Origin of the sequence: Streptomyces sp. NBC_01525, from assembly GCF_045040405.1 — a bacterium.
In the GTDB taxonomy this organism is placed as follows: domain Bacteria; phylum Actinomycetota; class Actinomycetes; order Streptomycetales; family Streptomycetaceae; genus Streptomyces; species Streptomyces benahoarensis.
This window is the reverse complement of record NZ_CP109397.1, coordinates 6,279,907-6,305,067: the sequence shown is the minus strand read 5'-3', so window position 1 is coordinate 6,305,067 and position 25,161 is coordinate 6,279,907. Positions and strand designations below refer to the sequence as shown.

The window sequence follows — 25,161 nt, the reverse complement described above, 5'->3', positions numbered from 1 at the left end:
TTCGCCCGGAGGGCGGGCCCGAGCCGACCGGAGGAGTCCCATGCCCCTGCTGGAGCCGAAACCGGAGGCCCTGCGGCCCGCCCCGACCGGCGGGGCCGCCCCGGACCGGGTTCCTCCGGAGCGCGCGGGCGGCACCCCCGAACCGCTGCGCGGCGACCTGATCGCGCTCCTCGGCGCGGACAAGGTGCTGCACACCGTCTCCGACCTCGTCCGCTACGCCTCCGACGCCAGCCCCTACCACTTCGTCCCGCAGGTCGTCGTCCTCGCCGAGGACATCGACGACGTCTCCGCGGTCTTCTCCTACGCCCACGGCAAGGGCCGCCATGTCGTCCTCCGGGCGGCCGGTACGTCTCTCAACGGGCAGGCGCAGGGCGAGGACATTCTCGTCGACGTACGGCGGCACTGGCGGGGCGTCGAGGTGCTGGACGGCGGGGCCCGCGCCCGGATCCGGCCCGGGACGACGGTGCTGCGGGCCAACGCGGCACTCGCCCGCCACGGCCGGGTGCTCGGGCCCGACCCGGCCAGCGCCGTCGCCTGCACGCTCGGCGGGGTGGTCGCCAACAACGCGTCGGGGATGACCGCCGGGACCACCCGCAACTCCTACCGGACGCTCGCGTCGGTGACGCTCGTGCTGCCATCCGGCACGCTCGTCGACACCGCCGAACCGGACGCCGACGACCGGCTGGCGCACGCCGAGCCGGAGCTGTGCGCCGGGCTGCTGCGGATCAAGGCGACGATCGAGGCGGACGCGGAGCTGGTGGCCCGGATCCGCGCCAAGTACACGCTGAAGAACACCAACGGCTACCGCCTCGACGCGTTCCTGGACGGAGCGACGCCGGTCGAGATCCTGCGGGGCCTGGCGGTCGGCTCGGAGGGCACGCTCGCCTTCGTCGCGGAGACCGTCTTCGACACACTGCCACTGGAGCGGTACCCGGTGACCGCGCTGCTGTTCTTCCCCACGCTGCGCGCCGCGGCCGCCGCCGTCCCCGGCTTCAACGACGCGGGCGCGCGGGCGGTGGAGCTGATGGACGGCAACACGCTGCGGGCGTCGGTGAGTGTGGCCGGGGTCCCGGCCGACTGGGCTCAGCTGCCGAAGGCGACCACCGCGCTGCTGGTGGAGTTCCGGGAGTCCGACGAGCCCGGGGCCGCCGCGCGGCTGGAGGCGGCCGGACGGCTGCTGGAGGGTCTGGAGCTGGTCGCGCCGGTCGCCTCCGTCACCAACGCCTTCACCCGCGACCCGGCGGTGGTCGGCGGCTACTGGAAGGCCCGTAAGGCGTTCGTGACGGCGGTCGGCGGCTCCCGGCCGTCCGGCACCACGCTGATCACCGAGGACTTCGCGGTGCCGCCGCAGCGGCTGGCCGACGCCTGCGCCGCGCTGCTGGAACTCCAGGCCCGGCACGGTTTCGATGCGGCGGTCGCCGGGCACGCCGCCCACGGCAACCTCCACTTCCTGCTCGCCTTCGACGCCGCCCGGCCCGACGACGTGGCCCGCTACGCCGCGTTCATGGACGAGTTCTGCGCGCTGGTCACCGGCCGGTTCGACGGCTCCCTCAAGGCGGAGCACGCCACCGGGCGGAACATCGCGCCGTTCCTGGAGCGCGAATGGGGGCCGCGGGCCACGGAGTTGATGTGGCGGATCAAGCGGACCCTCGACCCGCACGGCATCCTCGCCCCGCGCGTCCTCCTCGACCGCGACCCGAAGGCGCATCTGCGCGGCCTGAAGACCCTCCCCACCGTCGAGGCGATCGCCGACCCCTGTATCGAGTGCGGCTTCTGCGAACCGACCTGCCCCAGCGAGGACCTGACGACCACGCCCCGGCAACGCATCGTGCTGCGCCGCGAGATGCTGCGGCAGCCGCCCGTCTCCCGGGTCACCGACGCGCTGCTCGACGCGTACGGCTACGACGCCGTCGATACCTGCGCGGGCGATTCGACCTGCAAGCTGGCCTGTCCGGTGGGCATCGACACCGGCGCGCTGATGAAGGACTTCCGGCACCGGCGGCACTCGCCGCGCGAGGAGCGGGCGGCGGCGCTGGCGGCCCGGCACTTCGGGCGGGTCGAACGGGCCGCGCGGCTGGCCGTCGCGGCCGCCGGACACCTCGACGACCGGTGGCTTACGCGGGTCACCGACGCCGCCCGCAAGGCCGTCCGCCCCGATCTCGTCCCGCGCTGGCTGCCGCAGATCCCCGGTGCGGCGGCCCGGAAGCTGCCCGCCACCGAGCGGACGGCGGCCACCGCCGTCTACTACCCGGCGTGCGTCAACCGCATCTTCGGCGGCCCGGCGGGCGATACGGGCCCGTCGCTGCCGGAGGCGGTGGTGACGCTGGCGCGGCGGGCCGGTACGCCGGTGTGGATCCCGCCGGACGTCACCGGTACGTGCTGCGCCACGATCTGGCACTCCAAGGGCTACGACCGGGGCACTGTGGTGATGGCCAACCGCACCGTCGAGGTGGCCTGGGGCTGGACGGCGGGCGGGCGGCTGCCGCTGGTCGTCGACGCGTCGTCCTGCACGCTCGGCATCGCCCGGGAGGTGGTGCCGTATCTGACGCCCGCCCACCGCGCGCTGCACGCGGAGCTGACCGTCGTCGACTCGGTGGTGTGGGCCGCCCGCGAGCTGCTGCCGCGCCTGGAGGTCCACCGCCGTACCGGCTCCGCGGTGCTCCACCCCACCTGCTCCATGCAGCACCTCGGCGACGAGGCGGAGCTGCGGCGGGTGGCCGAGGCGTGCGCCGAGGAGGTGGTGGTGCCGGACGACGCGGGGTGCTGTGCGTTCGCCGGGGACCGCGGCATGCTGCACCGGGAGCTGACGGAGTCGGCCACCGCCCTGGAGGCCGCCGAGGTCGCCGCCCGTGAGTGGGACGCGTATCTGTCGGCGAACCGGATGTGCGAGGTCGGCATGGACCATGCGCTCGGCGCGCCGCGCTACCGCTCGGTGCTGACGGAGCTGGAGCGGGCGACGCGGCCGGACGGCGGCTGAGGCGGGGTGCGCCCCCGGCGGGCGGGCGCGCACCCCGCGCGGGTCACTCCTTGGCGCCTATGTGCAGCGCCACCGCGCTCCGCGCCGGGACCGTCAACTGCGCCGTGCCGTCATCGCCGACGGTGACGGTGTTGCCCGCGCAGTCACCGGGCGCCGCCTTGACCACGTTGCAGTAGGTGCCCGCGGGCAGGGCGGTGGTGAAGGTGCGGGAGACGTCGCCGTCGCCGTCGTTGAGGGCCACGAAGCCGGATTCGCCGCGACTGAAGGAGATCGCGACGCCGCCGTTGTCCCACCAGTTGGCGAGTTCGGCCGAGCCGACGGTGTTGCGAAAGCCGACCATCCCGGTGACGGCGGTGGCGGCGTGCACACCGGTCCAGCCGTCGGCGCCGGAGGGCGGGCCCGCGTCCTTGTCGTCCCAGGTGTAGCCGGAGTAGACGTTGGGCGACCCGTAGGGCGAGGCGAGCAGGAAGACGTTAGCGAGGGTGTAGCGGTCGCCGTCCTTGTAGGTGAGCGTGGAGCCGTTGCGCTCGGTGTCCCAGTTGTCGACGAAGGTACGGGCCTTGTCGCCGGGGAGCTTGCCGTCCGCGACGGACTTCAGCTGGGCGAGGGTTCCGGCCTGGAAGGCGCTCTTGAGGTGGGTGCCGTAGCGGAACTCGTCGACGTCCCCGATGCCGGTGTACTCCTCGGGTTTGACGGCTTCGCCGTCACCGGCGATGACCTCGCTGACCCAGTAGCCGGGATCCTGGCTCATCCTGCCCTTGATGGCGGCGATGTCGTCGGCGGCCATGTGCTTGGCGGCGTCGATCCGGAAGCCGTCGGCGCCGAGTTGGCGCAGGTCGTCGAGGTAGCCGGCGATCGTGCCGCGGACCGCGTCGCTGCCGGTGTCGAGGTCGGCGAGGCCCACCAGTTCGCAGTTCTGTACGTCGTCGCGGTTGCCGTAGTCGGAGATGTCCTTGCGGCAGCCGTGGAAGTCCTGGTCCTGGTAGACGCCCGGGTAGTCGTACTTGGTGTACTGCGAGCCGCCGGTGCCGGTGCCGGAGCCCGCGGACATGTGGTTGATGACGGCGTCCGCGATGACCTCGACCCCGGCCGCGTGGCACGCCTTGGTCATCGCCGCGAAGGCGTCACGGTCACCGAGCCGCCCGGCGATCTTGTAGCTGACGGGCTGGTAGGAGGTCCACCACTGGTCGCCCTGGATGTGTTCGGAGGCGGGTGACACCTCGACGTAGCCGTAGCCCGCCGGGCCGAGTTGGTCGGTGCACACCTTGGCGACCTCCACGAACGGGCGCTCGAAGAGGGTGGCGGTGACCGTCTTCTCCCCGGCCGGGGCGGCGGCCGCGCGCTCTCCGCCCGGGGTGGCCTGGGACGGCCAGGGCACGAACGCGGCGAGACCGGCGGCGGCCAGCACTCCGGCCAGCGTCCCGCCCAGCACTCGGGAACGTTGCTGCATCTTGCGGCTCCTTCGACGAACGGGCGCGGACGTACCGCGCCCGGGAACAAGCAGCCACGCGCCAGGCCGCCATGGGGGGATTCCGCGTCGGAGCCTGCCGCCCTTCCGTGAACACGTCAAGGCTCGTCGTAAGTTTTTTCAGGTATTTACGCAAGAGATTGCGAGGTGGAGGAGGCGGATGAGGTGGCGGACCGGGCGCGCCCGTCGGGCCGTCCCGGGGCGGCCGACGAAAAGTCCACGTGCCCGAACGCTCCGTCCAACCGGCCCTCTTGTGCCGTCGGCCGCCCAACCGCCAGGGTCCTGGGCGAGGTTCACATAGGCACCCGCCATCCGCTCTCCTGGAGGACCGATGAACGAGGCCCATTCGCAGAACCAGACATCCCCGTCCGACGGCCGCCCGGCCTCGGACTCCCCCGCCGACGAGCCCGGTCCCAGCCGCCGTTCGGTCCTGTGGACCGCGGGCGCCGCGGGCGCCGGTCTCGGCCTCGGCGGGCTCACGGCGGGCCACGCCGCGGCCGCCTCCCCCACGCGCGGCCCGGCCTCCGCTCCCGGCGCGGCGGCCCCGGCGGCCCAGGGGAAGACCATGATCGGGGTGCCGTTCGAGCCGCGCGGCACCGTACGCGTCGGCATCATCGGTCTGGGCAACCGCGGCGGCAGCATGATCGACCTCTTCCTGGCGGTCCCCGGCGTCCGCGTCGTCGCCCTGTGCGACCCGGTGAAGGAGAAGACGGCCGTCGCGGCGAAGAAGGTCACCGACGCCGGACAGCCGGCGCCCGCCGTCTACGCCAACGGCGAGGAGGACTTCGTCCATCTCTGCGCCCGCGGCGACATCGATTTCGTCTACGCGGCGACCCCGTGGGACCGGCACTTCGACATGGCCGCGACCGCGCTGCGCCACGGCAAGCACGTCGGCGTGGAGTGCCCGCTCGCCCTCCGCCTCGACCAGCTGTGGGAGCTGGTCGACCTCTCCGAACGCACCCGCAGACACTGCTTCCAGATGGAGAACTGCTGTTACGGCAGGAACGAAATGCGGGTGCTGCGCATGGCACACGCCGGGCTCTTCGGCGATCTGCTGCACGGCGCCGGTGCCTACAACCACGATCTGCGCGGCCTGATGTTCGATCCGGAGTACTACGAGGGGCCCTGGCGCCGCCTGTGGCACACCCGGCTCCGCGGCGACCTCTACCCCAACCACGGCTTCGGGCCCGTCGCCAACTACATGGACGTCAACCGCGGCGACCGCGCGGTGCGCATCGCCAGCTTCGGCACGCCCGCGCTGGGCCTGGCCGCCTACCGTAAGGAACACATGCCGCCCGGCGATCCGAGCTGGAAGGAGTCGTACATCGAGAGCGACCGGACGATCAGCCTCGTCCAGACCGCCAAGGGCCGCGTCATCCGCCTCGAACACGACGTCTCCACGCCGCACCCCTACAGCCGCATCAACAGCCTCGGCGGCACCAAGGGCGTCTTCGAGGACTACCCGGAGCGCATCTACCTCGAGCCCGACCAGAGCAACGACGAGTGGGGCGACTTCGGGAAGTACGCGGAGTGGGACCACTGGCTGTGGAAGGAGCACGCCAACCCGCCGGGCGGCCACGGCGGCATGGACTACATGCTGGTCTTCCGCCTGATGCAGTGCATGCGGCTCGGCCTCGTACCGGACTTCGACGTGTACGACGCGGCGACCTGGACCGCGCCCGTCCCGCTGAGCGACGCCTCCATCAAGGCCGGCGGCGCACCCCAGGAAATCCCCGACTTCACCCGCGGCCACTGGAAGAAGGCCCGTCCGGGCATGGACTCGGAGAGGCCCGCGAAGTAGCGGCCGACCCGGGTCCGGGCCGCGGCGCCCGGGCCCGGGTCACCCCGCGAGGTGGGCCCGGTCCCCCATCACCACGACCGGACGGCGGGCCGGATCGAGGGCGCGCAGCAGATCGGCCATGCCCTCCTTGGCGATGCTGACGCAGCCCGAGGTGCCGCTGCCGTGGTCGAGATGCAGCCAGATCCCGCCGCCCTTGGACTGCCCCTCGGGCCGCTCCGGGTCCAGCGGCGACCGGCCCGGGACGCGGTTGTAGTTCACGGCGACGACGTAGTCGAAGTCGTGCCGGGTGTTCTTCGACCAGTACGCGGGTGGGGTGAACGCCGCCGTGTGCGTGTACGGCAGCCGGGCCCCGGGGTCGGCGAGCACCCCGCCCGCGTCGGTCAGCGTGAACACCCCGACGGGGCTGCGCTTGTCGCCCTCGCGATGGTCCGTCGTCCAGCCGTGCCGCCCGTTGTGCGCCGCCCAACTCCCCTTCTTCTCCCACCCTTTGGGGCCCTTGTCGTAGAGGGCGAGCGTGGCGTCCGGGGAGTCGGCGCCACGGCCGTGGACGGCGACGACCTGACGCGAGGCGGCGGGTATCCGCGCGCGCAGCGCCGGTCCGATGCCGGGGACGTGGGTGAGCGGGGTGGCGCGGGCGCCGCCATCGCTCCCGCCCCTGCCGTGTCCGCCGTGGGCCCGGGCACCGGCGTGGTCGTCGCCCTGCCCGCCGCTCCGACCGGTGGAGCCGCAGCCCACCAGCAGCACCAGCCCCGCCGCGGCCGACGCCACGGCCCGAATCGCACCACCCGCATGTCGCATGGCCCCATGCTCCCACCCCCCACCGACAACGCCTCAGCCGCCGTCCGGCCGCGTGCCCGTCACGGACCGTCGCCCATCCCGGAGCTGTCCGGGATGGCCCGCACCGCGGAAAAACCGTTTGAAATCAACCGGTCACCGCGCCAGCCTGCCTGAACGTGTCCGCGACGCCGCGTCATCCGCCCTGCCCGGCGGGGCCGTGGCATCCGGTGCGCGCACTCGCACGGTGACGGCCCGGCCCGGGCCCGGGCGGCGAGGGCAAGCACCGGGCACCGCAGGCGCACCGCACCCGCGTACCTCCCAGACCTTCCCCGCCCCCGACACCGACCGCCACGGGCCCGCAGACCGCGCCCGCCGCACCGCCCCGCCAGGGCCACATCCGGCCCGCCGCCCCGTGCGCCGCACCCGGCGCCCGACCTCAACGCCTCTGGACACCATGCAGATTCGCGACCTTCCCCATGCCGACCCCGGCGAACCCGATGCCCGCAACGGCGGCACACTCCTCCTCTGGCTCTACCGCACCCAACTGGGCGGCCAGGTCAAGGCCCTCTTCTGGGGGCTGGTGCACACCGGTGCGCAGGCCACGTTCCCGGTGCCCGTCGGCCTTGCCGTCCAGGCGGTTGTCGACCGGTCCGGCTCCCGACTGGCCCTCGCCGGCGGGCTGCTGGCGGTCCTGGGCGTGCTCGTCGCGCTCGGCGACACGATGCTGCACCGCGCGTCCGTGACCAACTGGATCACCGCGGTCGCCCGGATGCAGCAACTCCTCGCCCGCAAGGCCACCGACATGGGCTCCGCCCTCACCCGCCGCGTCGCCTCCGGTGAGATCACGGCCGTGGGTACCGGCGACCTGGAGAAGATCGGCTGGCTCGTCGAGGGCGTCTCCCGGTTCGGTGCCGCGGCCGTCACCTCGGTCGGCGTCTGCGTCGCCCTGATGCTCTACCAACCGGCCCTCGGCCTCGTCGTCGCCGCCGGCGCCCCCGTCCTGGCGCTGGCGGTGCTGCCGCTCCTGCCGCACGCGACCCGACGCGCCGACGCACAGCGCGAGAAGGCCGGACGCGCCACCGAACTCGCCTCGGACACCGTCGCCGGGCTGCGTGTGCTGCGCGGCATCGGCGGCGAGGACCTCTTCCTCGACCGCTACCGCACCGCCTCCCAGGAACAGCGCCGCGCCGCGATCCGCAGCGCCCGTATGTGGTCGCTGATCTCCGCCGTCCAGGTCGCCCTGCCGGGACTGCTGCTCGTCGCGGTGGTCTGGTACGGCGTCCACCTCGCCCTCCAGGGCCGGATCGCGGTCGGCGAACTGGTCACCGTCTACAGCGCGGTCACGTTCCTCCTCTTCCCGCTGCGCCACTTCGAGGAGACGGCCATGGCGTACTCCTTCGCCCGCCCCTCGGCCGACCGCGCCGCCCGGGTGCTGGCCCTGGCCCGCCCCACCGGCAGACGCATCACCCCGGACGGCCCGCTCACCGGCGATCTGCACGACCCGGTGACCGGACTGACCGCCGCCACGGGCCGGTTGACCGCCGTGGTCTGCGGCGACCCGGACGCCGCCGGACGGCTCGCCGACCGCCTCGGCGGCCACGCACCGGACGCCGAACCACCGGCCGACGGGCCCGACGAGCCCGGCGCCGCTCGCCCGGACTCGCCGTCGGTGCTCCTCGGCGGCACCCCGCTCGACGATGTCCCCCGCGATACGGCGCGCGCCGCCGTCCTCGTCCAGGACAAGGACCCGACGCTCCTCTCCGGCACCCTCGGCGAGCTCCTCGACATCCCCGCCTCGGGCCGCGTCGAGGCCGCCGACGCGCTTGCCGCGGCCCAGTGCGGCGATGTGCTGGCCGCGCTGGCCCAGGCGTCGGACGACGCGTCCGGCGACCCGGGCACGACCCGTATCACCGAACGCGGCCGGTCCCTCTCCGGCGGCCAGCGCCAGCGCCTGGCCCTCGCCCGATCCCTGGTGGCCGACCCCGAGGTCCTCGTCCTCGACGAGCCGACCAGCGCCGTCGACGCACATACCGAGGCGCGGATCGCCGACGGGCTGCGGGCGCTGCGCACCGGCCGCACCACCGTCGTCCTCACCTCCAGCCCGCTGCTGCTCGACCGGGCGGACCAAGTGGTGTTCCTCCGCGACGGCGTACTCGTCGCCGCTGCCCCGCACCGCGAACTGCTCCGCACCTGCCCGGCGTACCGCTCCGTCGTCACCCGCGACACCGAGCCGCCCGCCCTCACCGGCGACGACCGTCCGCGGCCCGCGGGCACCGCCGCCCGTACCGCCCCGATCGAGGAGACCGCATGATCGGCCTGGCCCCACCGGAACACGATCCGGACACCCCGCAGACCGCCACCACCCTGCCGGTCGGCTCCCCGGCGACGGTGCGGTCCTACGTGGCCGGGCTGCTGCGGCGGCACCGACGCGCGTTCGCGCTGCTCATCGGCGTGAACGCCGCGGCGGTCGGCGCGTCGATGACCGGCCCCTACCTCCTCGGCGGACTCGTGGAGGACCTCTCCCGCGGCACCACCTCCCTCCCGCTGGGCGCCACCGTCGCGCTCTTCCTCACCGCGCTGCTGGTGCAGACGGTCTTCGTCCGCATCGTGCGGCTGCGCGGGGCCGTGCTCGGCGAGGAGATGCTGGCGGATCTGCGGGAGGACTTCCTCGTCCGGTCGGTGGCGCTGCCGCCGGGCGTCCTGGAGAAGGCGGGCACCGGCGATCTGCTGTCCCGGATCACCACGGACATCGACCGGCTCTCCGAGGCCATGCGGGAAGCCGTACCGCAGCTCGCCATCGGGGTGGTCTGGATCGCCCTGCTGCTGGGCGGGCTGGTGGTCACCGCGCCGCCGCTCGCCGTGTCCGTCGTCATCGCGCTCCCGCTGCTGATCATCGGCTGCCGCTGGTACTACGCCCGTGCGCCACGCGCCTACCGTTCCGAGGCCGCCGGGTACGCCGCGGTGGCCGCGGCCCTCACCGAGACCGTCGACGCGGGCCGCACCGTCGAGGCGCACCGCCTGGGCCGACGGCGGGTGGCCTTCTCCGAACAGCGGGTGCGCGAGTGGACCCGCTGGGAGCGGTACACGCTCTATCTGCGGTCGGTGTTCTTCCCCGTCATCAATGTGACGTATGTGCTGCTCCACGGCACGGTGCTGATCCTCGGCGGCGTCTTCGTCCTGCAGGGCTGGATCACTCCCGGGCAGCTGACGACCGGTGCGCTGCTGGCGCAGATGATGACCGAGCCGGTCGACATGGTGCTGCGCTGGTACGACGAACTGCAGGTGGCCCAGGTGTCCATCGCCCGGCTCGTCGGCGTACGGGAGATCGAGCCGGACGCCACCGATGCGGCGCTCACCCCCGACGGGCGGGACGTCCACGCCGACGGGGTGCGCTTCGGCTACCGGCCGGGTGTGGACGTGCTGCACGAGGTGTCGCTGCGGGTGCGGCCCGGCAGCAGGCTCGCGCTGGTGGGTCCGTCCGGGGCCGGGAAGTCGACGCTCGGCCGGCTGCTGGCGGGGATCTACGGGCCCCGGACCGGCTCGGTGACGCTGGGCGGCGCGGAGCTGTCCGCCATGCCCGCCGAGCGGGTCCGCTCCCATGTGGCGCTGGTCAACCAGGAGCACCATGTCTTCGTGGGTTCGCTCCGCGACAATCTGCGGCTGGCCCGCGCCGGGGCCGCCGAGGACGAACTGTGGGCGTCGCTGACCGCGGTCGACGCCGACGGCTGGGCGCGGGCGCTGCCGGACGCACTGGACACCGAGGTCGGCTCCGGCGGCCACACGCTGACCCCGGCGCAGGCGCAGCAGATCGCGCTGGCCCGGCTGGTGCTGGCCGATCCGCACACGCTCGTCCTCGACGAGGCGACGTCGCTGCTCGACCCGCGCGCGGCCCGCAGTCTGGAGCGGTCCCTGGGCCAGGTCCTGGACGGCCGCACGGTCGTGGCCATCGCCCACCGACTGCACACCGCCCACGACGCGGATCTCATCGTGGTGGTCGAGGGTGGCCGGATCAGCGAACTGGGCAGCCACCAGGAACTGGTCGCCGCCGACGGCGCGTACGCGGCACTGTGGCGTTCCTGGCACGGCTGAGGTGCGGGGCGGACCGGCGGCCACCCCGACGGGCGGACCGGCAGGGTGGCCGCCGGTCCACCCGTCGGGCGCGGCGGCTGCGCGGCGGTGGCGAACGGGGCGATCCGGTGCGCGGACACCCTCGGGGTCACCTCCGGCGCCTCGGCACCGGAACTCCTCGTCAATCAGGTCCTGGACCGGCCGGTCCAGCGCGGCCTCACGGCCCGGGCGATCGTCGTCGCGGCCGAGGAACCGCGCCGCCTGTACGGGACGGCGGCCGGTCAGACGTAACCGAGTGCGCCCAAGGCGCCGATGCCACCAAGGAGCATGAACGCGGGCATGAGGATCTTCAGCTCGACCCAGCTTCCGGCGCGGAACCGCATGGCCTGCGGCGGGCCGACCGGGTACCAGCGCTTGCGGCCTATCGGGATGGGCCACAGGACCGGGCAGCCCGACACCGTCAGGGCGTCGCCGATGTCGTGCACCAGCGCGCCCAGAACGATCGGCAGGCCCAGCCAGAGGTACTCCTGGCCGGGTTCGTTGAACAGCCACCCGGCGCCGTTGCCCGGCTGGTCGAGGATGCCCGCCAGGATCCACGCCATGGTGGCGCCCAGGAGCCACACCAGAATGTCGCTGGAGACCCGGGCCGCGCGCCACAGCAGCCCCTCGATGGCCAGCACCATGTGGACGAAGAGGATGCCCAGCACCGCCCACCGGCCGCCCTGGACGGCGAGGAGCGACATGCCACCGCCGACGAGGACCGCCCAGAGCCAGGTGTGGGTGAGCGTGCGGTGCCCACCGGAACGGTTCGAGTCGCCGCGCATCTTCGTCGCCTTGTACACGGCGTGCGAGAGCGTGTCGACCACGTCGCAGACCATCCGCGACAGCGGCCCGAAGGCGCGCGAGATGGTGGCGGACTTGTGGTCCAGGTCGGGGGCGAGCGCCGCCCCGGCGCAGATCAGGGCGCCGCAGACGAGCACGGGCCAGGGCATCGGATACCCGGCGGCTCCGGCCGCCGCCCCCACCCCCAGCCAGGCCGCGGCCCCGGACAGCGAATGCGCCGGTCCCATCATGGTCGTTCCCCACCCTTTGAATTCCGGTGTCCGGTCTCTGTGACGCCTGGTCGGCGACACAGCGTAGCGTCAGATGATCTCCATATGAGCGGCCGGTTCCCGGATACGGGTCGGGGCCAGGCAGTATGGGGACGTGACCCTCATCGATCATTTGCCGAAAGACGCCGACCCCGATGCCCTCTTCGAAGCCTTTTCGAGCTGGGCCGAGCAGCAGGGCATCGCGCTCTACCCTGCCCAGGAGGAGGCGCTGATCGAAGTGGTCTCGGGCGCGAACCTCATCCTGTCGACCCCGACCGGCTCCGGTAAGAGCCTGGTGGCGGCCGGCGCCCACTTCACCGCGCTCGCCCACGACCAGGTCACCTTCTACACCGCGCCGATCAAGGCGCTGGTGTCGGAGAAGTTCTTCGATCTGTGCAAGCTGTTCGGCACCGAGAACGTCGGCATGCTCACGGGCGACGCGTCCGTGAACGCGGACGCCCCGGTGATCTGCTGCACCGCCGAGGTGCTCGCCTCCATCGCCCTGCGGGACGGCAAGGACGCCGACATCGGCCAGGTCGTGATGGACGAGTTCCACTTCTACGCGGAGCCGGACCGCGGCTGGGCCTGGCAGATTCCGCTGCTGGAGCTGCCGCAGGCGCAGTTCATCCTGATGTCCGCGACGCTCGGCGACATGTCGCGGTTCGAGGAGGACTTGACGCGGCGCACCGGCAAGCCGACGTCGGTGGTGCGGTCGGCGACCCGGCCCGTTCCGCTGTCGTACGAGTACCGGGCGACGCCGATGACGGAAACGCTGACCGAGCTGCTGGAGACCCACCAGTCGCCGGTCTACATCGTCCACTTCACCCAGGCGGCCGCTGTGGAGCGGGCGCAGGCGCTGATGAGCATCAACATGTGCACGCGCGCCGAGAAGGACGAAATCGCGAAGCTCATCGGGAACTTCCGGTTCACCACGAAGTTCGGACGGAACCTGTCGCGTTACGTCCGGCACGGCATCGGCGTGCACCACGCGGGGATGCTGCCCAAGTACCGGCGGCTCGTCGAGAAGCTGGCGCAGGCCGGTCTGCTGAAGGTGATCTGCGGGACCGACACCCTCGGCGTGGGCGTCAACGTCCCCATCCGTACGGTGCTGTTCACGGCGCTGACCAAGTACGACGGCACCCGGGTACGGACGCTGCGGGCCCGGGAGTTCCACCAGATCGCGGGGCGGGCCGGCCGGGCCGGATTCGACACCGCGGGCTTCGTCGTGGCGCAGGCTCCCGATCACGTCGTCGAGAACGAGAAGGCGCTGGCGAAGGCGGGCGACGATCCGAAGAAGCGCCGCAAGGTCGTGCGGAAGAAGGCGCCCGAGGGGTTCGTCAACTGGGGCGAGAACACCTTCGAGAAGCTGATCGCCTCCGACCCCGAGCCGCTGACCTCGCGGTTCCGGGTGACGCACACGATGCTGCTGTCCGTGATCGCCCGGCCGGGCAACGCGTTCGCGGCGATGCGCCGCCTGCTGGAGGACAACCACGAGCCGCGCCGCAATCAGCTGCGGCACATCCGGCGGGCCATCGCGATCTACCGGTCGCTGCTGGACGGCGGCGTCGTCGAGCAGCTGGACGAGCCGGACGCGGAGGGCCGCATCGTCCGGCTGACCGTCGACCTCCAGCAGAACTTCGCGCTCAACCAGCCGTTGTCGACGTTCGCGCTCGCGGCGTTCGACCTGCTGGACCCGGAGTCGCCGTCGTACGCGCTGGACATGGTGTCGGTCGTGGAGTCCACGCTGGACGATCCGCGGCAGATCCTCGCGGCCCAGCAGAACAAGGCGCGCGGCGAGGCGGTCGCGCAGATGAAGGCCGACGGCGTCGAGTACGAGGACCGTATGGAGCGGCTCATGGACGTCGAGTACCCCAAGCCGCTGGCGGATCTGCTGTTCCACGCGTACGGGTTGTACCGCCGCAGCCATCCGTGGGTCGGCGACCATCCGCTCTCGCCGAAGTCGGTCATCCGCGACATGTACGAACGCGCCATGACCTTCACGGAGTTCACGTCGTTCTACGAGCTGGCGCGTACCGAGGGCATCGTGCTGCGGTACCTGGCGAGCGCGTACAAGACGCTGGACCACACGGTCCCCGACGACCTCAAGTCCGAGGACTTCGAGGACATCATCGCCTGGCTGGGCGAGATGGTGCGTCAGGTCGACTCCAGTCTGCTGGACGAGTGGGAGCAGCTGGCCAATCCGGAGACGGCGGAGGAGGCCGCGGAGCGCGCCGATCAGGTCCGGCCGGTCACGTCGAACGCGCGGGCGTTCCGGGTGCTGGTCCGCAACGCGATGTTCCGTCGGGTGGAGCTCGCGGCGCTGGACAAGGTCGAGGAGCTGGGCGAGCTGGACGCGGACTCCGGCTGGGACGTCGACGCCTGGGGCGACGCGATGGACACCTACTGGGACGAGTACGAGGAGCTGGGCACCGGCCCGGACGCGCGCGGCCCGAAGCTGCTGCGGATCGAGGAGGACGCGGAGCACGGGCTGTGGCGGGTGCGGCAGACCTTCGCCGACCCGAACGACGATCACGACTGGGGCATCTCCGCCGAGGTCGATCTGGCCGCCTCCGACGAGGAGGGGCGCGCGGTGGTGCGTGTCACGAAGGTGGGGCAACTGTGAGCGGGACGTGGCGGGCCGCGGCTGAGGGCCACCGGCCATGACGAATCCGGCGGAGAAGCTGGTCGATCTGCTCGACCTGGAGCAGATCGAGGTGAACATCTTCCGGGGCCGCAGCCCGCAGGAGTCCCTCCAGCGGGTCTTCGGCGGGCAGGTCGCGGGGCAGGCGTTGGTGGCGGCCGGGCGAACCACGGAGGGCGACCGGCCGGTCCATTCCCTCCATGCGTACTTTCTGCGCCCGGGCCGCCCCGGGGTGCCGATCGTGTACCAGGTCGAGCGGGTGCGTGACGGACGTTCCTTCACCACGCGCCGGGTCGTCGCCATCCAGCAGGGACGCACGATCTTCAATCTGACCGCCTCCTTTCACAAGCCGGAACCCGGCTTCACCCATCAGTTGCCGCTCCGTCAGGTGCCCGGACCGGAGGACCTGCCGACGATCGTGGAGGAGGCCCGCGCGCATCTGGGCGCGGTGCCCGAGGCCCTGGAGCGCATGGCCCGGCGGCAGCCGTTCGACATCCGGTACGTCGACCGGCTGCGGTGGACGCCTGAAGAGGTCGAGGGGGCCGAGCCACGCAGCGCGGTGTGGATGCGCGCGGTCGGGCCGCTCGGCGACGATCCGCTGGTGCACACCTGCGCCCTGACCTACGCCAGCGACATGACGCTGCTGGACGCGGTCCGCCTCCCCGTCGAGCCGCTGTGGGGGCCACGCGGTTTCGACATGGCTTCCCTCGACCACGCCATGTGGTTCCACCGGCCGTTCCGCGCCGACGAGTGGTTCCTGTACGACCAGGAGTCCCCCATCGCGACGGGCGGCCGGGGCCTGGCCCGCGGCTCGATCTACGACCGGGAGGGCAGGCTGCTGGTCTCCGTCGTCCAGGAGGGCCTGTTCCGCCCGGTGTGAGGGTCGGATGGTCCGCGTCGACCGGGCCCGGTCGGCGCCGCGGGCCGTCGTCGGCGGGGCATCCTGGACAGCCCGTGGGTGACGCTCCGCGTGCGGTCCGGTGCCTCGTCGCGGGCCCGTTCGACGGCGCGGTGGAGGTTGACGCGGTACCACAGCACCTCGTCGAACGCCTCGGCGACCAGGACGCTTTCGAAGGATTCGCGGGCGGCCGCGGTGGCCGTGATCACGGAGGCGAAGTGGGGCTTGAGGCCGCGGAGCACGGCCCGTTCCGCCGGGTCCTGGACGACGGAGGCGAACTCCTCCGGGGGCAGCACCGCGGCGATGACGGCGGCCGCTTCCCAGGCGTCGGCCGCCTGACCCATGAGCTGGGCGACGCGCCGGCCACGCCACTGGCGGGCGCGCCAGTCCTGCCCCTCGTCCAGCATCGTCCGCATGGCCGCCGGGGTGTTGGCGTGCAGCAGGTCGGGCGCGCGGTCGGCGAAGGCGGCGACCTCCGAGGCGAGGTAGAGCCAGACGAGGGCGCCGTAGCGGTTGACGTAGAACCTGACGGGGCTGAAGCAGCCCGATTTGGTCAGGCGCAGGAAGCGGCCGGGGCCGATGCCCATCAGGGTGGCGGCTTCCGTGGTGCCGACGGTGCGGATCCGCTCCCGGAAGGCGTCCGGGTAGTCCGGCTCGGACCGCAGCCGGGCGATTTCTCCGGCGGGGACGCGGCGTCGGTGGTGCGCCGCGCCGGGCCCGCGCGCATTCCCCGCCGGGATCGTGTGCACCGCGCCGAGCTGCACGGCCAGCTCCAACTCCCCCGTTCGCAGCTCCAGTTCGCGGGCCGCCTGGCCCATCGTGAGTGTCTGCTGTCCGTCGTGCATGACTGTCATGGCAATTCCCCCGCAGTCCGGCCGGTCACTGACAGTCACGACTTTAGCGGAGGTGTGTGACAGTCGGTCAACCCTGCTCTCGGGTCTGTGGATAACTCTGCGGTTTGCGTGCTGCGACGCCGAGATGTTCGCCGACGCGATTGACGAGCAGCGTCATCTCGTAGGCGATCTGCCCCATGTCGGCGTTGTGGCCCGCCAGTACGCACAGGCAACTGCCGTCACCCGCGGCGGTCACGAAGAGGACCACATCGTCGAATTCGACCATCGTCTGCCGCACCCGACCGGCGCGGAAGTGGTGTCCGGAGCCCTTCGCGAGGCTGTGCAGGCCCGAGGCGACCGCGGCCAGGTGTTCCGCGTCCTGTCGTGCGAGGCCCTGGCTCACGCCGGTGACCAGGCCGTCGTTGGAGAGAACCAGCGCGTGCCGCACCTTCTCCACACGCTGTGTCAGATCGTCCAGCAGCCAGTCGAGCCCGCTGGTCAGTGCCATGCCGCTTCCTCCCCGTGTCTCCGTCCCCACGCGGACGGCAGCCGGTACAAGACTGTTGTGCCAGCGTGGCCCACCTCCGGCGTCTCGGCAAGCGGCCCTGCGGCGTGCCCTGCGCGGCGCGATCGCTGCGGATGGGGAGTATGTGCGCATGGCACGAAAAATGGTGAAAGAAGAGTGGCTGAAGTTCCTCTCCGAGGGAACCCGCACCGGCAAATTGTCGACTGTCCGGGGCGACGGCCTCCCCCATGTGGCTCCGGTCTGGTTCGTCATGGACGGCGACGAGCTGGTGTTCAACACGGGCAAGGAGACTGTCAAGGGCCGCAACCTGCTGCGGGACGGCAAGGTGGCGCTGTGCGTGGACGACGAGCGGCCGCCGTTCGCGTTCGTCGTCCTCCAGGGCACCGCCGAGATCGGTGAGGACGTGGCGGACGTGCGGCACTGGGCCACCCGTATCGCGGCGCGCTACATGGGCGAGGAGCGGGCCGAGGAGTTCGGCGCGCGTAACGGGGTCCCCGGCGAACTGGTGGTCCGGGTCCGCGTCAACAAGGTGATCGCCATGGCTGATCTCGCGGCGTGACCCCGGGGCGGCGCGGCGTCCCGTCACGGGCCGCGCCGCCCCGGGGAGCGCCGCTCGCGGCACACTGGGGCCACGAGTACCGGCACGGTGGCGGCCCGCCCGTCCGCCGCGCCCCTTCCCCCCGGAGCCGCCCTCCCGGGCGGACACCGCCTCGCCCCCGGAGAAGCCCGATGACCGACGAAGACACCCAACACCCGCAGGGCGTAAGGGCGTTCTTCGGCCCGCGCGCGGCCCACTGGGACGCCCGCTTCCCGGGCGATGGCCCGGCCTACGCCGCCGGGGTCGCCGCACTGGGCCTACGGCCCGGGGAACGGGCCCTGGACGCGGGCTGTGGCACGGGCCGGGCACTGCCCGCGCTCCGGGCAGCGGTGGGGGCGCGCGGACTCGTCCTGGGCGCCGACCTCACCCCGGAGATGCTGAACGCCGCCGTACGGGCCGGGAGGGACGCGTCGGCGTTCCTGCTGCTGGCGGACGCGTCCCGCCTCCCCGTCGGCGACGCGGCGCTCGACGCCGTCTTCGCCGCGGGGCTGATCTCCCACGTTCCGGACCCCGCGGACAGCCTCGCCGAATGGGCCAGGGTGGTCCGCCCCGGGGGACGGCTGGCGTTGTTCCACCCGGTGGGCCGGGCCGCGCTCGCCGCCCGTAAGGGCCGGGCGCTCACCCCGGACGACCTGCGGGCGGAGCCGAACCTGCGGCCCCTGCTGGCCGGTGCGGGCTGGGAGTTGGTGCGGTACGCCGATGAGGACGACCGCTACCTGGCCCTCGCCGTGCGCAGGGGCTGAGCGCTCAGGCGGGCTCCCCGGTACCGGTCGCGGGGCCGACTCCCCCGGGGGCCGTCGCCGGATCCGGGCTCTCCAGGTGCGGCACCGGGCAGGTACCGGCGCGACGCCCCGGGAAGGTGCCCAGGTCGGCGACGCGGAAGCCGCTGGGGAACGACCGGACGGGGCGGCTCATACCGGAAGGCGGCGATCAGGGAGTCGTCCAGGAGGGCCGTGCTCACGCCCCGCACCACCGGTGCGAGCGGGCCGCACCAGCCCGCCATGAGGTCCAAGGTGGCGTCCGACACCCGCCTGGCACCCTCGTCCCAGCCGAAGTGGGCATCCTCATAGCTGTCGAGGCAGTGCGCGAACTCCTCTTAGGTACGCGGGATTCCGGTGATGTCCATGTGACGGCCGAGGGTGGCGAAGTACGTGGCCATGGCGCGGGTCTCGTGGTCGCTGAGTCGCCGCCCGCCGTATCGGTCGATCCAGCGTGGGCCAGTCCCCGGGCCCGGGTCATGTCCCAGGGGAATTCGTGGATCGCGGTGATGCGGTGGATACGCAGGTAGTCGCATTCCGGGTCGAGTCGCCGGATTTCCTTCAGCCAGTCGTGGAGCCGCACCTGGTATGCCCCGTCCGTTCGGTTGGAAGGGCTTCGACCTTAGGTGTCGAGGACGCGTCCTGTAGGTGTGCCGGGGAGCGTGGCCGGAAGACGTCGTGGCGCGTTCCGGCCCTCGGACGGCGGGCGGCGGAGGGTGTCCGCGGCTGGTGACAAGGCCGTACCGAGCCATTTAAGGTGCGCCGACGATGTCGGACGGCCGGATGGGGTGGCGCGCGTGTCGACGAGTGAGGGCGCTGGCGACGACCAGTTGTTCGTGCTGACGGCGGTGCTGTTGACGCCCGCGCAGTTCCCGAGCTTACTGGGCGACGACTACCCGGAGGAGTGCGCGGGGCTCGGCCTCGAACCGTACGCCGAGGGATACGGGCTGGTCCTCGGGCAGGACGGCCGGGGCTCCCGGTGGACCGTGTCCACCGAGGACGTGTCGCTGGTGGCGTGCGCCGTCGCCGCGTGGGACTGCGGCATGGAGTACGACCTCTCCCCCGGGGAGGACAGCGTCGTCGCCGCGCTGCCCGGCTGGCCGCTGGCGCTGGCCGTGGCCGCGCCCGGGGTGCCCGAGCCGCATGATCCGGACCCCGAGGAAGGCGGCCGGCCGCCGCTGACCCCGCCGGATGCCTCCGTATGGGGGCCCGCGCAGCGGCGGCTGGGTGCCGATGAGATCGCGATGCAGTGGGCGGCGTGGCGCGAACAGACCGACGGCGAGGTGACGTTCGTGGCGCCCGGTGCGCGGCCGCACGACGGTGTCCGGCGGGTCCTGGCCGAGGCGCGCGGCTATGTGACACAGCCTCCGCCGCCGGGGCGGATCCGGTCGTCGTTCGCCGCGGGCGAGGCACGCACGCTACGCGTGGACGGCCCGGGGTGGAGCATGGTGGCCCGCACCGACGACATCGCGTTCGTGCTGCTCGACGAGGAGCCGGGCGAGGTGCACCCCGTGGGCCGGGGCCCGGAACTTCCCGCGCTGCTGGAGTCGTTGGACGCCCTCGCAGCCCGCCCCGCCTGAGGGCGGCCCGGGCGTCGCCGCGTGCGTCGACGTCGATTGTCAGACCCTCGTGATGGACTTGTCCTGCATCGGTCGACGAAGCTCACGGGGAGGCATTGATGCAGGTGATGAGTGGTGCGCGCACCCAGATGACGGTGGCGGGACAGGGCCGCGCACAGACCTTTGACACGACGGAGCGGACGGACGGCACGGCGGCCGCCGGAGCGTTCGCAGGGGCGGCATTCGCGGGGGCGGCGACAGCCCGGGGGAAGGGGCACGGCTGCGGCTCGGAGGCGTCCTGCGGCGGGGTGTTTCGGGGCGGCCACACCACCGGGGCCCGCAGGCGCCCTTCGGACAACCACCGGCCGGTGGCGCCGCGCCCCGCGTACCGGGGCCCTGACACCGGCACGGAGGCCGTACGACGGGGGTGAGCGCGAACTGAACGGCACGACGTGCCGACCGGCGTGACACGGACAGGAGAGGAGGGCGAGCGCCGTCCGGCCTGGGGCCCTTACCCGGGCCGGGCGGCCTGCCGGGAGCGGGCGCCCGCACGGAGCGCCAAGAGCGGGGGTGGCAGTTCTGACCATGGCAGGCCCCGGGCCGGGCGGGTCCCGTCAGGGGTTCGGCCAACCGCGTGTGGACAGGACGAGGCGGTAGCCGTCGGGGTCCTCGAAGGTGACGCCCCATGCGTTCCAGTACGGGTTCGGCGAGCTGACGCGCTTGCCGCCGTGCGAAACGAGCCGGGACACCAGTTCGTCGGGGACGGGCCCGTCCAGGTAGACGACCAGCAGGTCCTCTTCGGTGGGGCGGGGCTCCTCCGGGTGCCCGGCGTCATGGACCAGTTCGAGGTGCCAGGAGGCGTCCGGGTGCCCCACCATGAGCAGGTCGTGCAGTCCGGGCTCGCCCGTCACGCGGTAGAGCACCGTGAGGTCCAGCCCCTGCACCCAGAACCGTTCGGCCTTGGCGAGATCGCGGGACGGTCGGGCGATGCGGATGTGGCTGGCGCCGGTGAACGGCACGGCGGGCCCCCATTCCCCTGTGGACGGATCACCTCGGGTTGTGTCCGGAGCGTAGGCAAGGGAGGGCCGTACGGGCATCGGGCCACGGTCGCGGTCCCTTTGGGCCGGGGCTGGGTCCGAAGACCGAGGGCGCGCCCGTGCCGTTGCGTCGGGGGCCCGGGCGGAGGGCGGCCTCGCGGCGACCAGTGCGTGCGCAAGGTGACGGGTCGGCCCGGTACCGGGCCCGTACCGGCGCGAGCCCGCGGGTGAGCCCCACGGAGGTGAGGGGCTCCTGCGTCGGACGGACACCGGCGATCCGGCGGCCGAACTTCCGGCATCGCGAACAGCCTCAGGCGTCGCAACGCCTTCCGGCATCGCAAGCAGCTTCCGGCATCACGAGCGACCCCGGGCACGGCAAGCAGCTCCGGCATCGCCAGCAACTTCGGGTACACCGAGGCCGCCCCCGTCGCCAGACAGCATTCGCTCCCTGGCGACGGAAGGCACCTCGGCACCCAACCGCCTCAGCGGCCCAGCTGCTTGCGGCTCACGTGCCGCAGGCGGCGACGCTGGGAAGGGTCCAGCGTCAGATAGGCAACGGCTGGTACACCGACCATCACCAGGAGCGCCGCCCAGAGCGGCAGCAGCCACAGCAGGACCACTCCCACCGCGACGCCACCCACTGCGACCTTCGCCCGTGTGGACATGGATTCACTCCCCTTCCGCGGCACGTACCGCGCTCTGTCACTTCTTGAACGCCGTGCGGGCTCCGCAGGTTCCATGAACAGCTTGCGCGTCCTGTACTCTCGGGCGCCACATCGGCAGTAGTCAAACTTGAGGAGTCCGTTCCGCCGTGACCCACCTCCCGCTGTCACCCTCCGCCCGGCAGCCGAGCCTGACGGCCGCCCTCACCGACTGCGCGGCCACCTTCCTGCCCTCGGACCCGCCGCGTAGCGGGCGGGTCGCCTTCTGGCGCCCGGACGGCGCGCCCCTGGATCCCGTCGTGGGCGCCCTGAGCGCCCTGATCACCACACCGCCCGATGCCGATCGCCCCGGTGAGCCCGCCGATGCCCACCTCGCCCCCGTGCCGGGCCGGGACGGACAGCTCCCGGCGCCCACCGGCAGCATGACGGTCGCGCTCGCCCAGGAACACGACCGTCCGTCCGGGGGCGCGGAAACCGGTGACGCGCGCCCCGGGGACGACGGCATCGTGCTGCGCGAGGTACCGGCCGTCCTCCTTCCCGTCGCAGAGGCGCTGCCGCTGCTGACGCGCGCCCGGAGCGGCAGCAATGCGGACCCCTCCGTCGCCCTCTGGGGCACGGCAGCGGTGGTCGCGCTGCAACTCGTCGCCCGGGGGCGGCTGTTGCCCGGCCTGAGCCCCCAGGGGTACGACGCCTGGCGGCTGGGCCCGTTCGACGCGGCGGACGGGGAGCGGGTGCGTGCCCTGGCCGCCGCCATGCCGCCGTACGCGCGCGCCGCGCCGCTTCCCGCCCCGGACGACCAGGCCCCGGACGGCCCCGTCCTGCTGCCCGAACCGGAGCGGCATCTACGGGCCTTCCTCGACGCGGTGGCCGACGGGCTGCCCCGTTCCCCCGCCGCCGACCTCGTCACCGACGCCCCGGCCTTCGCCGCGACCGCCCCGCAGCACATCCCGGAGCAGCGCGCCTGGGCGGCGGACATCGCCGCCGGGCACGACGCGGGCGTACGGCTCTCGCTCCGGATGGAGGTCCGCGGGCCGGGCGGCCTGCCCGCGGCCTCCGGGGAGGGCGGCCCCACTCTCCTCGCCGCCCCGGGGAGCCTCGCCTTCGCGGCCGTCCTCCAGGTGCACAGCGTGACGGATCCGGGCGTGGTGGCGGATGCGGCAGAGGTGTGGGCCGGGGGCGCGGCCGCCGGTGAGGCGTTCGGTGCGCGGGCCCGGATGGACACACTGGTCACGCTGCGCCGGGCGGCCGCCGCGTGGGCGCCGCTCGCCCCGCTGCTCTCGGCGGCCGTACCGGACACGCTGGAACTCGACGACGAGGAGGTCGTGGCCCTGCTGGGTCCCGCGGGGCGGTCGCTGGCCGCCGCCGGGGTGCAGGTGCACTGGCCGAAGGAGCTGGCCACCGGCCTGACCAGCCACGCGGTGGTGGAGTACGCCGCACCCGGGGGCGGCTCGGGACCGGCGCACGCCAAAGACGGTGCCGCCCCTGGGGAGGAGGTCCGCTCCCCTGGGGACAGCGGTGCGGCGTGGGGCGGGCGGCCCGGTGGCCCGGCGGCGTTGTTGTCGGCCGATGCGCTGCTCTCGTTCAGCTGGCGGTTCTCGGTGGGCGGCCAGGATCTCGACCGGGTTGAGCTGGACCGGCTCGCCGCGGCGGGCCGACCGCTGGTGCGGTTGCGGGACCGGTGGGCGCTGGTCGACACGGAGGCGCTACGGGCCGCCCGGGGGCGCGCGGACCGTACGCTCACGCCCTTGGACGCGTTGGGCGCCGCGCTGACCGGCAGCGCCGAGACCGACGACGGCGACCGGGTCGCGGTCGAGGTGGCGGGCCCACTGGCCGCGCTGCGGGACGGGCTCGCCGATCCTGAACGCCCGGACCGGGCGCCCGTGGAGCAGCCCGCGGCGCTCGCCGCCACCCTCCGCGACTACCAGCTGCGCGGACTGGGGTGGCTGCACCGGATGACCTCGCTCGGCCTGGGCTGCTGCCTCGCCGACGACATGGGCCTGGGCAAGACGATCACGCTCATCGCACTGCATCTGCACCGCACGGCCAACCGGGAGACCGCCGGTCCCACGCTCGTCGTGTGCCCCACCTCCCTGTTGGGCAACTGGCAGCGGGAGATCGAGAAGTTCGCCCCGGGCACCGCGGTCCGCCGCTACCACGGTGCGCGGCGCAGCCTGGTGGAGATCGCGCCGGACGAGTTCGTCCTCACCACGTACGGAACCCTGCGGATGGACGCCACGCGGCTGGCGGAAGCGGGGTGGGGGCTGGTCGTCGCGGACGAGGCGCAGCATGTGAAGAACCCCGCGTCGGCGACCGCGCGGGCGCTACGGTCGGTGCCCTCCGGGGCGCGGGTGGCGCTGACCGGTACGCCCGTGGAGAACAACCTCTCCGAGCTATGGGCCGTCCTCGACTGGACGACACCGGGGCTCCTCGGGCCGCTCGGCCGGTTCCGTACGCGCTACGCCCAGGTCATCGAGGGCGGCTCCGCCTCCCCCGGGGCGGTGGCCGCGGCCGAGCGGCTGGCGCGGCTGGTGCGGCCGTTCCTGCTGCGCCGCCGTAAGTCGGACCCCGGTATCGTCCCCGAGCTGCCGCCGAAGACGGAGACCGACCGCGCGGTGACCCTCACCGCCGAACAGGCCGGACTGTACGAGGCGGTGGTGCGGGAAGGGCTCACGGAGATCGCCGGGACGGACGGCTTCGCGCGACGCGGGCTGGTGGTCAAGCTGCTCACCTCGCTCAAGCAGATCTGCAACCACCCGGCGCAGTACCTCAAGGAGCTGGACGGCGGCGCCGGAGCGGCCTCCCCCAGACGGCCGGAAGTACTGGTTCCGGCGCGGGAAACCGGGGCTCCTACGGGTGCGACGGTTTCGGAGGGTTTGGGGAACTCGCCGCGTATCGCCGGGCGTTCGGGAAAAGTGGAACTGCTCGACGAACTGCTGGAGACCCTGCTGGCCGAGGAGGCGAGTGTGCTGGTGTTCACGCAATACGTACAGATGGCGCGCCTGCTGGAGCGGCATCTGACGGGGCGCGGCATTCCCGTGCAGCTGCTGCACGGTCAGACGCCGGTGGCGCGGCGGGAGGAGATGGTGCGGCGCTTCCAGGAGGGCGCGGTGCCGGTGTTCCTGCTGTCGTTGAAGGCGGCGGGCACCGGGCTGAACCTCACCCGTGCCTCCCATGTCGTGCACTTCGACCGCTGGTGGAATCCGGCGGTCGAGGCCCAGGCCACCGACCGTGCGTACCGCATCGGGCAGACCCAGCCGGTCCAGGTGCACCGCATGATCACGGAGGGCACGGTCGAGGACCGCATCGCCGACATGCTCGCCCGTAAGCAGCGGCTGGCCGACGCGGTGCTCGGCTCCGGCGACGCGGCACTGACCGAGCTGACCGACGCCGAGCTGGCGGAGCTGGTCACCCTGCGGGGAGAGCACGGATGACGGGACGGCCGCGGTATCGGGGGAACGACGGACATG

Annotated in this window: 18 protein-coding genes and 1 pseudogene; 11 read left to right on the top strand and 8 right to left on the bottom strand. The window is 73.0% G+C overall.

What is annotated here, in order from left to right:
- Nucleotides 1-40: 40 nt before the first annotated feature.
- A complete protein-coding gene (locus OG422_RS27355; RefSeq protein WP_405746695.1) occupies nucleotides 41-2,977 on the top strand; it encodes an FAD-binding and (Fe-S)-binding domain-containing protein in 2,937 nt (978 codons plus the stop codon).
- 43 nt (nucleotides 2,978-3,020) lie between these two features.
- Here the strand turns inward: OG422_RS27355 and OG422_RS27350 are convergent, their stop codons facing one another.
- Nucleotides 3,021-4,427, bottom strand: coding sequence for an alpha-amylase family protein (locus OG422_RS27350; RefSeq protein WP_405746692.1), 1,407 nt, complete (start codon nucleotides 4,425-4,427; stop codon nucleotides 3,021-3,023).
- A gap of 349 nt (nucleotides 4,428-4,776) precedes the next feature.
- On the opposite strand from OG422_RS27350, the gene OG422_RS27345 reads away from it, so the two are divergent.
- Nucleotides 4,777-6,246, top strand: coding sequence for a Gfo/Idh/MocA family protein (locus OG422_RS27345; RefSeq protein ID WP_143940816.1), 1,470 nt, complete (start codon nucleotides 4,777-4,779; stop codon nucleotides 6,244-6,246).
- A gap of 39 nt (nucleotides 6,247-6,285) precedes the next feature.
- Here the strand turns inward: OG422_RS27345 and OG422_RS27340 are convergent, their stop codons facing one another.
- Nucleotides 6,286-7,044 (bottom strand): L,D-transpeptidase family protein, encoded by a 759-nt coding sequence (locus OG422_RS27340; RefSeq protein WP_405746690.1) that lies wholly within the window; start codon nucleotides 7,042-7,044, stop codon nucleotides 6,286-6,288.
- A gap of 433 nt (nucleotides 7,045-7,477) precedes the next feature.
- Here OG422_RS27340 and OG422_RS27335 point away from each other — a divergent pair, with 433 nt between their 5' ends.
- The 3 genes from OG422_RS27335 to OG422_RS27325 are packed head-to-tail and all read left to right on the top strand — an operon-like array spanning nucleotide 7,478 to nucleotide 11,382.
- Complete coding sequence (locus OG422_RS27335; RefSeq protein ID WP_405746687.1) at nucleotides 7,478-9,334, top strand: ABC transporter transmembrane domain-containing protein; 1,857 nt, start codon at nucleotides 7,478-7,480, stop codon at nucleotides 9,332-9,334.
- Complete coding sequence (locus tag OG422_RS27330; protein WP_143940819.1) at nucleotides 9,331-11,112, top strand: ABC transporter ATP-binding protein; 1,782 nt, start codon at nucleotides 9,331-9,333, stop codon at nucleotides 11,110-11,112. The genes OG422_RS27335 and OG422_RS27330 overlap by 4 nt, the downstream gene beginning before the upstream one ends.
- A gap of 45 nt (nucleotides 11,113-11,157) precedes the next feature.
- Nucleotides 11,158-11,382, top strand: coding sequence for a hypothetical protein (locus OG422_RS27325; RefSeq protein WP_405746684.1), 225 nt, complete (start codon nucleotides 11,158-11,160; stop codon nucleotides 11,380-11,382).
- Here OG422_RS27325 and OG422_RS27320 read toward each other — a convergent pair.
- Nucleotides 11,373-12,164, bottom strand: coding sequence for a metal-dependent hydrolase (locus OG422_RS27320; protein WP_405746682.1), 792 nt, complete (start codon nucleotides 12,162-12,164; stop codon nucleotides 11,373-11,375). The two genes, OG422_RS27325 and OG422_RS27320, sit on opposite strands and share 10 nt — an antisense overlap.
- Nucleotides 12,165-12,297: 133 nt before the next feature.
- Here OG422_RS27320 and OG422_RS27315 point away from each other — a divergent pair, with 133 nt between their 5' ends.
- Nucleotides 12,298-14,805 carry a DEAD/DEAH box helicase gene (locus tag OG422_RS27315; protein WP_405746680.1) on the top strand — a complete coding sequence of 836 codons (2,508 nt, stop codon included), beginning with the start codon at nucleotides 12,298-12,300 and terminating at the stop codon, nucleotides 14,803-14,805.
- Between the two features lie 37 nt (nucleotides 14,806-14,842).
- Entirely contained in the window at nucleotides 14,843-15,703 is an 861-nt protein-coding gene (locus OG422_RS27310) for an acyl-CoA thioesterase II (protein WP_143940823.1), read from the top strand.
- On the opposite strand, the gene OG422_RS27305 is transcribed toward OG422_RS27310, so the two are convergent.
- Both OG422_RS27305 and OG422_RS27300 read right to left on the bottom strand, forming a co-directional pair.
- The gene (locus OG422_RS27305) at nucleotides 15,640-16,575 is read right to left on the bottom strand and encodes a DUF6397 family protein (protein ID WP_143940824.1); all 936 of its coding nucleotides are present in this window, start codon (nucleotides 16,573-16,575) and stop codon (nucleotides 15,640-15,642) included. The two genes, OG422_RS27310 and OG422_RS27305, sit on opposite strands and share 64 nt — an antisense overlap.
- A gap of 67 nt (nucleotides 16,576-16,642) precedes the next feature.
- Nucleotides 16,643-17,062 carry a roadblock/LC7 domain-containing protein gene (locus OG422_RS27300; protein ID WP_143940825.1) on the bottom strand — a complete coding sequence of 140 codons (420 nt, stop codon included), beginning with the start codon at nucleotides 17,060-17,062 and terminating at the stop codon, nucleotides 16,643-16,645.
- Nucleotides 17,063-17,210: 148 nt separating this feature from the next.
- Between OG422_RS27300 and OG422_RS27295 the strand changes: the two genes are divergently transcribed.
- Both OG422_RS27295 and OG422_RS27290 read left to right on the top strand, forming a co-directional pair.
- The gene (locus OG422_RS27295; RefSeq protein WP_405746677.1) at nucleotides 17,211-17,639 is read left to right on the top strand and encodes a PPOX class F420-dependent oxidoreductase; all 429 of its coding nucleotides are present in this window, start codon (nucleotides 17,211-17,213) and stop codon (nucleotides 17,637-17,639) included.
- Nucleotides 17,640-17,809: 170 nt separating this feature from the next.
- Nucleotides 17,810-18,421: a class I SAM-dependent methyltransferase gene (locus OG422_RS27290; protein WP_405746675.1), complete on the top strand. Its 612-nt coding sequence runs from the start codon at nucleotides 17,810-17,812 to the stop codon at nucleotides 18,419-18,421.
- Between the two features lie 4 nt (nucleotides 18,422-18,425).
- Here OG422_RS27290 and OG422_RS27285 read toward each other — a convergent pair.
- A pseudogene (locus OG422_RS27285) lies at nucleotides 18,426-19,019 on the bottom strand (oxygenase MpaB family protein).
- Nucleotides 19,020-19,233: 214 nt separating this feature from the next.
- Between OG422_RS27285 and OG422_RS27280 the strand changes: the two are divergent.
- A complete protein-coding gene (locus OG422_RS27280; RefSeq protein ID WP_405746672.1) occupies nucleotides 19,234-20,016 on the top strand; it encodes a hypothetical protein in 783 nt (260 codons plus the stop codon).
- A gap of 593 nt (nucleotides 20,017-20,609) precedes the next feature.
- Here OG422_RS27280 and OG422_RS27275 read toward each other — a convergent pair.
- Nucleotides 20,610-21,014 carry a VOC family protein gene (locus tag OG422_RS27275; RefSeq protein ID WP_405746670.1) on the bottom strand — a complete coding sequence of 135 codons (405 nt, stop codon included), beginning with the start codon at nucleotides 21,012-21,014 and terminating at the stop codon, nucleotides 20,610-20,612.
- Between the two features lie 500 nt (nucleotides 21,015-21,514).
- Nucleotides 21,515-21,697 (bottom strand): hypothetical protein, encoded by a 183-nt coding sequence (locus OG422_RS27270; RefSeq protein ID WP_143940830.1) that lies wholly within the window; start codon nucleotides 21,695-21,697, stop codon nucleotides 21,515-21,517.
- Between the two features lie 419 nt (nucleotides 21,698-22,116).
- Between OG422_RS27270 and OG422_RS27265 the strand changes: the two genes are divergently transcribed.
- Entirely contained in the window at nucleotides 22,117-25,125 is a 3,009-nt protein-coding gene (locus OG422_RS27265; RefSeq protein ID WP_405748012.1) for a DEAD/DEAH box helicase, read from the top strand.
- Nucleotides 25,126-25,161: the final 36 nt, after the last annotated feature.

Excerpts from the sequence above, each read along its gene's own strand:
- OG422_RS27355 (WP_405746695.1), top strand. The coding sequence starts at position 41 with ATGCCCCTGCTGGAGCCGAAACCGGAGGCCCTGCGGCCCGCCCCGACC.
- OG422_RS27350 (WP_405746692.1), bottom strand. The coding sequence starts at position 4,427 with ATGCAGCAACGTTCCCGAGTGCTGGGCGGGACGCTGGCCGGAGTGCTG.
- OG422_RS27345 (WP_143940816.1), top strand. The coding sequence starts at position 4,777 with ATGAACGAGGCCCATTCGCAGAACCAGACATCCCCGTCCGACGGCCGC.
- OG422_RS27340 (WP_405746690.1), bottom strand. The coding sequence starts at position 7,044 with ATGCGACATGCGGGTGGTGCGATTCGGGCCGTGGCGTCGGCCGCGGCG.
- OG422_RS27335 (WP_405746687.1), top strand. The coding sequence starts at position 7,478 with ATGCAGATTCGCGACCTTCCCCATGCCGACCCCGGCGAACCCGATGCC.
- OG422_RS27330 (WP_143940819.1), top strand. The coding sequence starts at position 9,331 with ATGATCGGCCTGGCCCCACCGGAACACGATCCGGACACCCCGCAGACC.
- OG422_RS27320 (WP_405746682.1), bottom strand. The coding sequence starts at position 12,164 with ATGATGGGACCGGCGCATTCGCTGTCCGGGGCCGCGGCCTGGCTGGGG.
- OG422_RS27310 (WP_143940823.1), top strand. The coding sequence starts at position 14,843 with ATGACGAATCCGGCGGAGAAGCTGGTCGATCTGCTCGACCTGGAGCAG.
- OG422_RS27305 (WP_143940824.1), bottom strand. The coding sequence starts at position 16,575 with ATGACAGTCATGCACGACGGACAGCAGACACTCACGATGGGCCAGGCG.
- OG422_RS27300 (WP_143940825.1), bottom strand. The coding sequence starts at position 17,062 with ATGGCACTGACCAGCGGGCTCGACTGGCTGCTGGACGATCTGACACAG.
- OG422_RS27295 (WP_405746677.1), top strand. The coding sequence starts at position 17,211 with ATGGCACGAAAAATGGTGAAAGAAGAGTGGCTGAAGTTCCTCTCCGAG.
- OG422_RS27290 (WP_405746675.1), top strand. The coding sequence starts at position 17,810 with ATGACCGACGAAGACACCCAACACCCGCAGGGCGTAAGGGCGTTCTTC.
- OG422_RS27270 (WP_143940830.1), bottom strand. The coding sequence starts at position 21,697 with ATGTCCACACGGGCGAAGGTCGCAGTGGGTGGCGTCGCGGTGGGAGTG.
- OG422_RS27265 (WP_405748012.1), top strand. The coding sequence starts at position 22,117 with ATGACGGTCGCGCTCGCCCAGGAACACGACCGTCCGTCCGGGGGCGCG.